We start from the raw sequence: 12,561 nt of genomic DNA, 5'->3' as shown, positions 1-12,561 counted from the left end.
TCTTTTGGCGGTAGCTTTGGTTAGAATATAAAGAGGATCAGTTCTCCTAATAAACTTCTTGAAAGTTTATTAGGGGTGACCTATTACTTTTTCATTAAGAGTCAAAAGCATACCTCCTAGACCATAATTAGGACAGTAAGGTTTTACTTTTAAGTTTATTACAGATAATTACTTCTAGAACTTATACTCTATTTTGGGGAAATAACAGTCCTTTTGTTGTGGATCATCACATTGCAGTTGCTCGTACTTTTCTTTTACTATACTACCTACCTGATATGCGCCTGATGCAATAGTTGCGGTGGCTATTGCAGCAGCACCTGATTGAATTGCTATTTTGGTTGGTTGAGCGAAAAATCCTATAAAACGCAGCATATTTATTCCTTAAAAGTTTATAAAAAAGTTAATGTGCAATCTAAATTATCATGGTTAAAAAAAATAGTACATCATTTGATTATGGAAATCTATTATAAAGATAGGTGACATCTGTATAGTGTTTTAGTGTATTGCCTATTAATTTATAGTATGTTTTTTGGGAAAAAGAAAAACTATTTTAATGTTCTGTTCGACATAAAACTTACCTATTTTTTATATCGAATAGTTTTGCGTAGGTATAAATGCTTGTCCCTATCTTCGCTAGGGATAAGCATTATGGGATAGAGGTTGATTAGTGACATAAAAAGCATTTTTATACTTTTTTGTCGCATTCAAATTATTTTAACCAATCACTAAGAATTTCAACCACTTTTTGTGCTTGTTCAGCACTGGAAATATTAAATTTGGATTTTAGCCAGTATTGATTATTTCGTTTTTGATACCGTCGAATTGAGTATTTGACTGGACCATAATCATTTTGGGCATTATCCCATTCTTGATACTTAAACATAATTGTAGTCCAGGCTCCTTTAGTTAATACTTTTTTATCAAGTTCTTTAGTAGCTTCTGTACCATCTTCGTTAAATGCTATAGTGATTTCATCAATGCTTGCAGTCATTTGGAGCTTTACCTCTCTAAATTAAAAAAATAAATAACATCAATTATGAATGTTGCTGCGCTAAAAATTTCGAGAGTGTATCTCATTTTTTTCAGACACCAAAGCGATTCTTCTCTAAATAAAGAATGTTAAATTTGAATTGGACACGAAAAAGACAGTTCAATTCACAACAATTCAACTGTCTTTTTCAGGTTTAAACTTTCTACTTACTGTTATTGAATGGAATAGAGTTTCCCATTTACAAAAGTCATTGTAACAGAAGATTGATACTGCCCCGGTTGATAGATCCAAACCTGGGGTTTTTCTGCTGTTGGTACTACTTCATTGATATAGGTGTTATTTGTCACTGAGGGGCTTCCACAAGAATAATATACTTTTTGTATAGGATCACCAGGTTGAAGATTAGCACCACTACAAATAGAAACTGCATTGCTATTAGAACCATTTAATTTGATGTATTTAACTTTTTGATTTACCACATCTATTTCTAGTTGGGCACCACTATTTGCTTGAGGAATATTCCAGACGTTATAATAAGCAGAGCCCGAACCCGCGGATGATGTTCCCGGAACTTGCCATACTCCTGAATAAGCAGTACTTGCTCCCGCATTATTATAAATAAGTTGTTGCATAGGAATTTTCTGTAAGACAGGTTGATTTGAGTCCTGCTGACTTATGGGTTGGCCACATGCCGCAATAACTTGATCAGGTGTCATCCCTAAATTAATGTAACCATGATTTTGGGGACAATAATAAGACTGTGTGTCAGCAAATAGGTTAAAAGATAAAATAAATAACCCTAAACCAATGCATTTGTGAAGAGTCAATTTCATAGTTTTTCCTCACTAATCCTCAGTGTTTAAATAAAGTATAGTTGCTTTTATAACAATCTCCAGGGTAGGCTAGCACTAATAAATAAAGTGATAATTTTTAGTACTATCATAATGATAAAAGGAGAAAAATCGAATCCTGCAAGATCGGAAATGAGTTTTCTGCCAAGTTTTAATAATGGTTCTGTCAATAAACGTAAAAAGTCAGCAATCGGTCCTTGCCATCCCGGATTAACAAAGCCCATGATTACTCGTACAAGAATAGCAAAAAATAGAATATCACACGGTTGAATGATCAAATCAGCAATAACGTAAATGAGTAAATATAAGAAAGGCATTATTCCATGTAATGCAAGTAAACTGATACAAATCATTTTTAATAGTTCAACAAAAACCAAAGCAATCAAAGTAGGTATATCGTATTTTTGTCCTGGCTGGTATTTTTGCTGTGTTATTTGTTGAATTGGATTGACTATTGGATCTGAAATTTTATAAATAAGTTGACTGACTGGGTGGAGTACACTCACACGCAGATAGCGTAAAGCAATGCGGAGCCATAAACTGAAAATAAGGAGCGAAAAAACCAAAGAAACAAGAAACAGTGCTACAGCGCTAAAACCCGACATATTTTCCCCTATCCTAATTTATATTTTGTTCTGTTTGTGATTCTATTTTCCAGAGTTCAGCACTAGGATTTATGTATACAGTGCCTCATTGCTCGCAGATCAACACACTTGATCCAAGCGAATTAATAGTATCGATCTTTATTTTTTGGATTATACCGCGTTGCTTGATTTTTGTCGCTCACCAAAAATAGCTCGGCCAACACGAACTATTGTAGCACCTGCCTTGATTGCAGGAATTAAATCATCGCTCATTCCCATGGACAAAGTATCCATATTTAAATTAAGGGTTTGATTGAGTTGCTGCATGAGTTGATTAAGACGAATAAATATCTCGTACTGAAGATCTGGATCTTTGAGTGGCGGAGGAATAGTCATTAACCCTCTGAGTTTCAGATTAGGTAATTGACTGATAGCTAAGGCTAGCTCAGTGGCGTTTTCTGGAGATATCCCTGACTTAGATTGTTCATCGATTAAATTAATTTGTATGCAGACATTGAGTGGATTTAAATCTTTTGTTCGATATTCATTAAGTTGAGAGGCAATTTTAAAACGACTTATACTATGAATCCAATTAAAAAGAGTAGCAATTCCCTTGGTTTTATTGCTCTGAATTGGGCCAATAAAATGCCAATTGAGGGGTAAATTCTTTAATGCAGTTATTTTTTTTTGTGCTTCCTGGAAATAACTTTCTCCAAAGTCTGTGACTCCCAGATGAAAAGCCTCTTGAATTTTATCAATATTTTGTTGTTTGCTGACAGCGAGTAATAAAATACTTTCTGGTTTTCGGCCGCATGCCAAAGCAGTTTGGGTGATTAATTGCTGTATTCGATTTAGATCGTGATGAAGACTCATGGTTAATTAAGTAAATGAAAAACTCCAACAATAACAAAAGAAACAGTATTTGCCGAGTACTGGTTAGTAAGTTAATCTAATGATTCATGAAGAATTGGATGGATTAAGCAATGGATATAGCAGAATTATTGGCATTTTCAGTCAAGAATAAATCTTCAGATCTACATTTGTCCGCAGGACTACCTCCAATGATTCGCGTGGACGGAGATTTACGCAAAATCAATTTACCTCCTCTAGAGCACAAAGAGGTACTAAAAATTATTTATGATGTAATGAACGATCGGCAGAGAAAAGAGTTCGAAGAGTTTTTAGAAACGGATTTTTCTTTTGAAATAGTAAATCTTTCTCGTTTTAGGGTAAATGTATTTAATCAAGCACGAGGTGCCGCAGCAGTTTTTCGTACTATCCCTTCTCTGATTTTAGGTATGAGTGACTTAGGGTTACCTTCTATTTTTGAAGAAATGGCAAACTATCCTAAAGGATTGGTACTGGTTACCGGACCCACAGGATCTGGAAAAAGTACAACTTTAGCCGCCATGATCGATTACATTAACTCAACTCGTTATGATCATATTTTAACCGTTGAAGACCCTATAGAGTTTCTTCACCAAAGTAAAAAATGTTTATTGAATCAGCGCGAAGTTCATCGGGATACACTTAGCTTTAATGCAGCTTTGCGTTCTGCATTACGTGAAGATCCTGATGTTATTTTGGTAGGAGAATTACGTGATTTGGAGACGATTCGTCTAGCAATGACTGCTGCTGAGACAGGACATTTAGTATTTGGTACTTTGCATACTAATTCTGCGACAAAAACGATTAACCGAATTATTGATGTATTTCCAGCAGAGGAAAAAGCTATGGTCCGTTCAATGCTGTCTGAGTCTTTACAAGCCGTTATCGCTCAAACTTTGTTGAAAAAAAATGGAGGTGGGCGAGTAGCTGCTTTAGAAATAATGATCTGTACTGGAGCAATTCGTAATTTAATTCGAGAAGATAAGATTGCACAAATGTATTCTTCCATCCAAACAGGACAAGCTAAGGGAATGCAAACTTTAGATCAACATTTAACAGAGTTGGTGAATAAAAATATTATTTCACGTAATACGGCTTATGACGTTGCTATTGATAAATCTTTATTTTAAATCTTAGTCTGTTGACAATGGCTCCTTGCGAACAGGAACCTAGGAAAAACACCGCCTTCCCGATTATTAAGAATAGGACGAGTCCATGTCATTGTTTATGATAGCTATCAGAACCGAAGCGAAGTAGAACTGAGTTTTCATTACTATTTCAGTAACCTACGTCGCTTCATTAAGAGTATTTTAGGCTTTTTTCTGAATTTCGATTAATTGCGGAATACCTATTTCAGCTAATGCAAGCATGTTGTTTAACTCATCTCGATTGAAATGTCGGTCTTCTGCTGTACCTTGGATCTCAATAAAATGTCCTGCTTCGTTCATGACAATATTCATATCGGTTTCAGCAAGTACATCTTCCGCATAATCTAAATCAAGTACCGCTTGACCTCGATAGAGCCCCACAGAAACAGCTGCTATATAGTTAAAAGAAGGCATTTTACGTATTTTTTCTCGCTCTACCATCCAACTAATCGCATCTCTCATGGCCACACAGGAACCAGTAATTGCTGCCGTTCTTGTTCCGCCATCAGCTTGAATTACATCGCAATCTAGGGTAATTGTATTTTCGCCTAAGAATTTTAAATCAACACAAGCTCTTAACGAACGACCTATTAGGCGCTGAATTTCCATGGTTCTACCGCCTTGTTTTCCCTTGCTTGCTTCACGTTCGGTGCGGCTATGTGTTGCTCGTGGCAACATCCCATATTCCGCGGTAACCCAACCTTGATTTTTTCCTTTTATGAAACGTGGAACTCCGTCAGTAACGGAAGCATTGCATAACACTTTGGTTTGTCCAAACTCAACAAGGACAGAGCCTTCAGCGTGCTTTGTATAGTTTCGAGTTAATTGAATAGGTCGTAATTGGTTTGCTTCACGATTACTGGGGCGCATGAAATAATCCTCGTTAAAATCTTAGATTATAACGTGTTACTCTTTGAGTTGCATCTTAAACTTATTGTTAATTTCAAGTAGTCTATCTCTGTCCAATTCTTCTAAATTGAGGTATATTCGCGCAAGGTTTATTTATTGGTATCAATATGCTACAAAGTATGACAGCTTTTGCGCGAGTGCAAAAACAGATCGAAGAGGGTCATTTTTGTTGGGAAATTAAGTCAGTTAATCATCGGTATTTGGATGTTTCATTTCGTCTGCCTGAATCTTTTCGATTTATAGAGCCTCATTTGCGCAATATATTGCGAGATAAAATAAATCGTGGGAAATTAGAATGTCAACTTAAATACCAAGACACAGGTTTTAATAATCAGGCTATGCTTATAAATAGAGGCATGGTTGATGCATTAGTAGATTTGAGTGATAAGCTATCCGTATCACATCGTTTAACCAATGATTTGACCGTAAGTCGAGTTTTATCTTGGCCTGGTGTGGTTCAGGCCAGCGTGCCTGATGCTGAGTCTTTAGGAGAGCAGGCGATTGCTTTATTTACAAAGGCTATTGCACAATTAATGCAGATGCGAATCGCTGAAGGTAATGCGTTAAAAGAGCATGTAGAAGGACGTCTAAGTGATTTAGGTAGAGAAGTTGATCGAGCGAGATCTATAGCATCTCAGCAAGTAGGTCAGGCCAAAAATAAATTATTAACACGTTTGCAAACACTGCAAATTGAAGTACAAGAGTCGCGACTGGAACAAGAAATAGCTTTGATTTTAACCCGTATTGATGTCAGTGAGGAATTAGACAGATTACAAACTCATCTTAATGAAGTGAAGCGGGCGTTAAATTGCGATAAAATAGTCGGAAGACGACTGGATTTTTTAATGCAGGAATTAAATAGAGAGGCAAATACGCTGAGCTCAAAATCTGATTCTGTAGCGTTAACTCAGATTGCAGTTGAGATGAAAGTCTTGATTGAGCAAATGCGTGAGCAAATTCAAAATATTGAGTGAGTATTATTGTGGGTGATTTTTTAGGTAATTTGTTTATAGTGGCTGCACCTTCGGGAGGGGGCAAAACAAGTTTGGTAAGAAGATTAGTTGAAACTCTTGATAGTATCGAAGTCTCTGTTTCTCATACGACACGATCAATGCGCCCAGGAGAACAACACGGAAAAGATTATTTTTTTGTTGATGAAAAAGAATTTGCCTGTATGATTGATGATTGTGCATTCTTGGAGTATGCCCGAGTTTTTAATCATCTATATGGAACTTCGATGGTACAAATTACCAAACGTTTGCACGAAGGGATCGATGTGGTTTTGGATATTGATTGGCAAGGAGCGCAGCAAATCAGACGTTCCTTTCCAGATGCAGTGAGTATTTTTATTGTGCCGCCGTCCTTGGAGGCATTGAAACAAAGATTACTGAATCGACGTCAGGATAAAGATGAAGTAATTAGTGATCGGATGAAAAAAGCACAGGATGAACTCAGCCATTATCCTGAGTTTGATTATTTAATCGTTAACGATAATTTTGAAAGAGCTGCGATGGAATTAGGTGCAATTGTGCTTGCAAACCGCTTGCGTATCGAGCGGCAGATAAATAAACAGTCAAAATTGCTTTCTTTCCTAATGTCATCACAGTAAAATAAGAAGTTTTGCTACTGGAGAATGAGAGTTATGGCACGAGTTACAGTTGAAGATTGCTTAGAGCACGTTGCAAATCGATTTGAATTGGTTATGGTGGCTACCAAGCGTGCACGGCAAATTGCTGTTCGAGGTGATCAACCAATGGTTGAATGGGAAAATGATAAACCTACTGTAGTAGCTTTACGTGAAATAGCAGAAGGTTTAGTCACTCCAGAAATTTTGGATAAAGAGTAGGGCTGATTCCAATTCTATTCTCTTGGCCAAAATGCCTTGTTTTTCTGCACTTAATACGCATAAATTTCGTGTATGTGGGGTTATGTGTGCTATGATGTTCGAAAATCAAGTCATTTTGACTCAAGATAGCGAGTTATAAGAAATCTATTTCTTTGTGCAATGCAGTAAAGGAGGGGATACCCTATACTGTATATGAGAGGTGAGGTCATGTTAGATACTAGGGAGTACTGCGTGAGCTACTTTAAGGAGCTCGATGAAGAGCTAAAATGCTATCTTGAGCAGTCACAAATAGAAAAATGCTACCAGGCCTATTTAGTTGCTGAAAAAGCGCATCAAGGTCAAACCCGTCGTTCAGGCGAGCCATATATTACTCATCCTGTAGCTGCTGCTTTAATTCTTGCACGAATGCGTCTTGATTATCAAACTATTATGGCTACTTTGCTCCATGATGTAGTTGAAGATACTGCAGTGAGTAAAGAGGATTTAACTCGCCAATTTGGTGAGGAAGTTACCTCTCTTGTTGATGGCGTAACGAAGCTGACTAAAATTAAATTTGAATCAAAAGCAGAAGCGCAAGCGGAAAATTTCCGTAAGATGGTTTTGGCTATGGTTAAAGACATTCGTGTCATTATTGTGAAGTTAGCCGATCGTTTGCATAATATGAGAACACTTGGTGCAATGCCTTACGCAAAACGCAGACGTATTGCCATAGAAACTTTAGAAATTTATGCACCTATTGCAAACCGTTTGGGTATGCATTCAATTTATGTAGGACTTGAGGATTTAGGATTTCAAGCGCTCTATCCTATGCGTTACAGAGCAATTAAATCAGCTGTAGAAAAGTCTCGTGGTAACCGTCGTGAGTTAACCCAGACTATAGAAAGAGATTTGCAGCTTGCACTGGCTCAGTTAAACATTCCTTACGAGCAAGTATTTGGCAGGCAGAAACACTTATACAGTATTTATCGAAAGATGCGTCAAAAAAAAGCTTCATTTACGGAAATTACCGACGTATTTGCGTTTCGTGTAATTACTGAAGACATTGATTCCTGTTATCGTATTTTAGGTGCTTTACATTGTACTTATAAACCTGTTCCACAACGGTTTAAAGATTATATTGGCATTCCCAAGGCGAATGGATACCAATCCTTACATACGACTTTGTTTGGTCCTTTTGGAGTGCCTCTAGAGGTGCAAGTTCGTACTCGTGATATGGATAAAGTTGCTGATAATGGAGTAGCAGCTCATTGGATTTATAAGTCATCTGGTCTTGAAGTGAATGAAGCTCAGTTGCGGGCAAGAGAATGGGTGCAAAGTTTATTAGAAATGCAGCGCAGTACGGGTAATTCATTAGAATTTATTGAAAATGTGAAAATTGATTTATTTCCAGATGAAGTATATGTTTTTACTCCAAAAGGACACATTATGGAATTACCTAAAGGGGCTACTCCTGTTGATTTTGCATATTCAGTTCATTCAGGGGTAGGGAACAGTTGTGTTGCTGCTAAAGTAAATCGAAAATTAGTGCCACTCAGTATCCCTTTATCGAATGGTCAAACAGTAGAGATTATTACTGCGCCAGGCGCACATCCTAATCCATCCTGGTTAAATTTTGTTGTTACTGGAAAAGCGCGATCTAATATCCGGCATTTTTTGAAAAGCCAACAAAATACTGAATCAATTAGTTTAGGAAAACGTTTATTGGAGCAATCCTTAAATGAATTATCCAGTGATTATGCGAAAATTCCTCCCGAGTCGCTGCAAGTATTATTGAATGATTTACATTATAAAACTATAGATGATTTGTTATATGCTATTGGAGTGGGTAATCAAATGGCAATGGTTATTGCCAAAAGATTAATCGTGGCTCAAGATTCTAATGAGCTAGATAAAGGAATTAAAGCGCGTCCTCTGGCTATTAAAGGTACCGAAGGAATGGTTATTCATTTTGGTGAATGTTGCCAACCAATTCCGGGCGATAATATTGTTGGAAAATTTCAGCAAGGACGAGGAATTATTGTGCATAGCAGTGAGTGTGTCACCTTAAAAAATTCCTGTACTAATCCAGAACAGTTTGTTGCACTACGTTGGGATGAAAAAGTTGAGGGTGAATATTGGGTTGATATTACTGTCGAGGTTGTTAATGAGCGAGGGGTCTTAGCTGCTTTAGCTACCGCGATTTCTGAATCAGGCTCAAACATTGGAAATATTAATGTAGATCCGCGTGATGGACGGCATAATGCGGTTACATTTTCAATTAGCGTGATTGACAGGACGCATTTAGCTCGTGTTATGCGTAGGTTGCGGGCAAATAAAGTGGTCATGCGTCTTTATAGAAAAAAACAAGGGGAGAATTAATGAGACCAATAAATACAAAATTGGCTCCGGAGGCTATTGGAACATACTCACAAGCAATTCAATGTGGTGATACAGTTTATCTTTCTGGACAAATACCACTTGATCCGACAACCATGCAAATATGTAGCGAAGACATTAAGCTTCAAATTACACAGGTTTTAGAAAATCTATCTGCAGTATGTGAGGCTGCTGGTGGTAGCTTGGCTCATATAGTGAAATTGAATGTTTATCTTACCGATTTACATCATTTTCCTTTAATTAATGAAGCAATGAGCCGATATTTTGCGGCTCCATTTCCAGCAAGAGCCGCTATTGGTGTTGCAGCACTACCACGTGGTGCATTGGTTGAGATGGATGGAATTATGGTTTTGTCTTCAAAGTAATTCAATAAAAATAGTCTGGATAAAAATAACGGCATAACTTATATATGTTATGCTTTATTCTATGATTTATTGGAACTAGACTATACATTAAAAAGTTAGAGTTCATTTTATGAGTATTATTTCTCTTCATAGTGTGTCCCTTAATATTGCAGGTAATCAATTATTAGATAAAGCGGACTGGCAGATACATTCTCAAGATCGCATTGCGTTGGTAGGGCGAAATGGTGCTGGAAAATCGACTCTTCTTAAATTATTACAGGGTGACTTAATGCCCGATAGTGGTCAAATTAATCGGCTTTCTGGATTACGTGTTGCAGGTTTAACTCAGGAAGTTCCTATCACTGAAGACGACACGGTTTATCATTTTTTGGTGAAAAGCCTTGGTGAAGTAGGTGAGGTTTTATCCCAGTTTCATCAATTATCTCAACAAGGCGATATGGATAAATTAGCGGCATGCCAACAACAAATGGATAATTTACATGCTTGGGATAAATTGCCACTAATAGAAACGATGGCAAGTCGTTTAGGCATAACTACAAATGAACGTATGAGCAATTTATCAGGAGGGATGAAACGCCGTGTACTGCTTGGCGCAGCCCTGATCGCCACTCCCGATTTATTACTTTTGGATGAACCTACAAACCATTTAGATATTGAAGCAATTGAATGGTTAGAATCTTACTTAAAAGAGTTTAAGGGCACGGTTTTATTGGTCACCCATGATAGAGAGTTTTTAGATCAAGTCAGCAATCGTATCGTCGAAATTGATCGTGGAAAATTGTATCAACATGATTGTAATTATGAAACTTATTTAGACAGGCGCGAATCTATTCGTCTTAGCGAGCAAAAACAAAATGAATTATTTGATAAAAAACTGGCTGAAGAAGAAGTATGGATTCGTACTGGAATTAAAGCACGACGCACTCGTAATGAGGGCAGGGTTCGTGCTTTAAAAACAATGCGTGAAGAATATAAGGCTCGCCGTAATCAGTTAGGTCAGGTAAAAGCATTTTCTTTAGATGTGACACGTTCGGGTTCAGTAGTTCTAGAGGCAAGTCATCTCAATTATTCCTTGGGGGAAAAGACCATTTTACGCGATTTTTCGTTACTTTTAACACGTGGCGATAAACTTGGAATTATAGGCCCTAATGGTTGTGGTAAAACAACATTGGTACGATTATTACTCGGAGAATTACAGCCTGACTCTGGACAGATAAAACTTGGAACTTCTTTAAGTGTCGCCTACTTCGATCAATTACGTCGACAATTACACGAAGATCAAACAGTTATGGCTAATGTAGGTGAGGGTGCCGATTATGTAACTATCAATGGTAAACAAAAACATGTTGCGAGTTATTTACGAGAGTTTTTATTTTCATCTGAACGATTTAATCAACCAGTTTCTGTTTTATCAGGTGGAGAACGAAATCGATTATTATTAGCTAAACTTTTTGCAAAACCAGTAAATTTACTGGTAATGGATGAGCCAACTAACGATTTGGATATTGAAACTTTAGAACTCCTTGAAGACATGTTGATTAACTATCCTGGAACCTTAATATTAATTAGTCATGATAGAGCATTTATTAATCAAGTCGTTACAAGCGTTCTTGTTTATGAGGAAGCGGGAAAGTTTAATGAGTTTGTTGGTGGCTATGATGAATATAAAATGCATAAAAAACAACAGCGAGAGGTGGTGACAAAAGCCCCTATTGTGAAACGGAATACAATTGCAAATAAGTTAAGTTTTAATGAGCAGCGCGAATTGGCACAATTACCACAGAAAATTGAGCACTTAGAGGAAAAAATAGCTGATTTACAACTTCAAATGGCTGACCCTAAATTTTATCAGCAAGATGCTCAGACAATTACGAAGATAAATCAAAGTCTTGCGGAGAATGAAGATTCATTAGCAAAACTTTATGCACGTTGGGAAGTCCTGGAAGCTGTTGAGAAAAGGAACACATAATGTTAGTAACTTTAGCATTGCTTGTTTTTTTGGGCTCTATATTGGTCTTTTTTTCAGAAGAATTCATTAAAATTTTTAAGAAATTATTTGCGATAAAAGGAGCCAAGTTATTTTTACCTTTATTTCTTGCTTCCTGGCTTATTTATACGTTTGATTTTTGGTTTTTATGGGCAGTTTTTTATTTACGTGAAACGTTACTTTATGTCATGAGTTTTTTAACAAGTATCATGCCTTTTCAGAAAGGTGCAAACTCAGTTGCACTAGTTATCTTACTCACAACGGTTTCTGTAGTTCCAGTGCTTATTCTTGATATCCAATCACGAAGAAAAAATTTTAAGAAGTATAAGTATCCCTATGTGACTAGCTGGGTTATTTGGATTTTATGTGTTGTTTTGCTGATCATAATCTGACTTTTTCTAATCTCGAATAGGGAGCTGTTGGCAATTTAAACAACAAAATGGCTTAATGAAAATATCTATAAAGTCAATGAGTTATTTGTTTATTATTCTTTATCACGTGATTTTTCGCTCTTTGCAAAGTAACTTTTCTTTATACGGGACAATTTTTTAAAATCAGCCTTTTGTAGGTTTAATAGAAATACAAGCTAAATATTTTAGAAACAATTTGGTATTGA

General features: G+C 36.7%; 14 protein-coding genes. 8 read left to right on the top strand and 6 right to left on the bottom strand.

What is annotated here, in order from left to right:
• Positions 1-174: 174 nt before the first annotated feature.
• From Lsan_RS03720 to Lsan_RS03700, 5 genes are all read right to left on the bottom strand, one after another.
• The gene (locus Lsan_RS03720; protein ID WP_058513186.1) at positions 175-372 is read right to left on the bottom strand and encodes a hypothetical protein; all 198 of its coding nucleotides are present in this window, start codon (positions 370-372) and stop codon (positions 175-177) included.
• Between the two features lie 337 nt (positions 373-709).
• A complete protein-coding gene (locus Lsan_RS03715; RefSeq protein WP_058513185.1) occupies positions 710-991 on the bottom strand; it encodes a hypothetical protein in 282 nt (93 codons plus the stop codon).
• A gap of 212 nt (positions 992-1,203) precedes the next feature.
• Positions 1,204-1,824: a DUF2845 domain-containing protein gene (locus Lsan_RS03710; RefSeq protein WP_058513184.1), complete on the bottom strand. Its 621-nt coding sequence runs from the start codon at positions 1,822-1,824 to the stop codon at positions 1,204-1,206.
• Between the two features lie 47 nt (positions 1,825-1,871).
• A complete protein-coding gene (locus Lsan_RS03705; RefSeq protein ID WP_058513183.1) occupies positions 1,872-2,447 on the bottom strand; it encodes a YggT family protein in 576 nt (191 codons plus the stop codon).
• Positions 2,448-2,597: 150 nt separating this feature from the next.
• A complete protein-coding gene (locus tag Lsan_RS03700) occupies positions 2,598-3,299 on the bottom strand; it encodes a YggS family pyridoxal phosphate-dependent enzyme (protein ID WP_058513182.1) in 702 nt (233 codons plus the stop codon).
• Between the two features lie 110 nt (positions 3,300-3,409).
• Here Lsan_RS03700 and Lsan_RS03695 point away from each other — a divergent pair, with 110 nt between their 5' ends.
• Positions 3,410-4,444, top strand: coding sequence for a type IV pilus twitching motility protein PilT (locus Lsan_RS03695; protein WP_058513181.1), 1,035 nt, complete (start codon positions 3,410-3,412; stop codon positions 4,442-4,444).
• Between the two features lie 180 nt (positions 4,445-4,624).
• Here Lsan_RS03695 and rph read toward each other — a convergent pair whose 3' ends face one another.
• Positions 4,625-5,332 carry a ribonuclease PH gene (rph, locus tag Lsan_RS03690; RefSeq protein WP_058513180.1) on the bottom strand — a complete coding sequence of 236 codons (708 nt, stop codon included), beginning with the start codon at positions 5,330-5,332 and terminating at the stop codon, positions 4,625-4,627.
• A gap of 146 nt (positions 5,333-5,478) precedes the next feature.
• On the opposite strand from rph, the gene Lsan_RS03685 reads away from it, so the two are divergent.
• The 7 genes from Lsan_RS03685 to Lsan_RS03655 all read left to right on the top strand — a co-directional run bounded on the left by Lsan_RS03685 (position 5,479) and on the right by Lsan_RS03655 (position 12,337).
• Positions 5,479-6,345 carry a YicC/YloC family endoribonuclease gene (locus tag Lsan_RS03685; RefSeq protein ID WP_058513179.1) on the top strand — a complete coding sequence of 289 codons (867 nt, stop codon included), beginning with the start codon at positions 5,479-5,481 and terminating at the stop codon, positions 6,343-6,345.
• Between the two features lie 5 nt (positions 6,346-6,350).
• A complete protein-coding gene (gene gmk, locus Lsan_RS03680) occupies positions 6,351-6,980 on the top strand; it encodes a guanylate kinase (RefSeq protein WP_193392675.1) in 630 nt (209 codons plus the stop codon).
• Between the two features lie 33 nt (positions 6,981-7,013).
• Positions 7,014-7,217: a DNA-directed RNA polymerase subunit omega gene (rpoZ, locus tag Lsan_RS03675; protein WP_058513177.1), complete on the top strand. Its 204-nt coding sequence runs from the start codon at positions 7,014-7,016 to the stop codon at positions 7,215-7,217.
• Between the two features lie 231 nt (positions 7,218-7,448).
• Positions 7,449-9,575, top strand: a complete 2,127-nt coding sequence (gene spoT / locus Lsan_RS03670) for a bifunctional GTP diphosphokinase/guanosine-3',5'-bis pyrophosphate 3'-pyrophosphohydrolase (protein WP_058513187.1) — start codon at positions 7,449-7,451, stop codon at positions 9,573-9,575.
• Positions 9,575-9,958 (top strand): Rid family detoxifying hydrolase, encoded by a 384-nt coding sequence (locus Lsan_RS03665; RefSeq protein WP_058513176.1) that lies wholly within the window; start codon positions 9,575-9,577, stop codon positions 9,956-9,958. Before spoT ends, Lsan_RS03665 begins: the two co-directional genes overlap by 1 nt.
• A gap of 109 nt (positions 9,959-10,067) precedes the next feature.
• Positions 10,068-11,927 carry an ATP-binding cassette domain-containing protein gene (locus Lsan_RS03660; protein ID WP_058513175.1) on the top strand — a complete coding sequence of 620 codons (1,860 nt, stop codon included), beginning with the start codon at positions 10,068-10,070 and terminating at the stop codon, positions 11,925-11,927.
• Positions 11,927-12,337, top strand: coding sequence for a hypothetical protein (locus Lsan_RS03655; RefSeq protein ID WP_058513174.1), 411 nt, complete (start codon positions 11,927-11,929; stop codon positions 12,335-12,337). The genes Lsan_RS03660 and Lsan_RS03655 overlap by 1 nt, the downstream gene beginning before the upstream one ends.
• Positions 12,338-12,561: the final 224 nt, after the last annotated feature.

The sequence above is a fragment of the Legionella santicrucis genome (assembly GCF_001468135.1).
GTDB classification, from domain to species: Bacteria; Pseudomonadota; Gammaproteobacteria; order Legionellales; family Legionellaceae; genus Legionella; species Legionella santicrucis.
The sequence above is the reverse complement of the archived record's forward strand: the minus strand, read 5'-3'. Positions and strand labels throughout refer to the sequence as shown.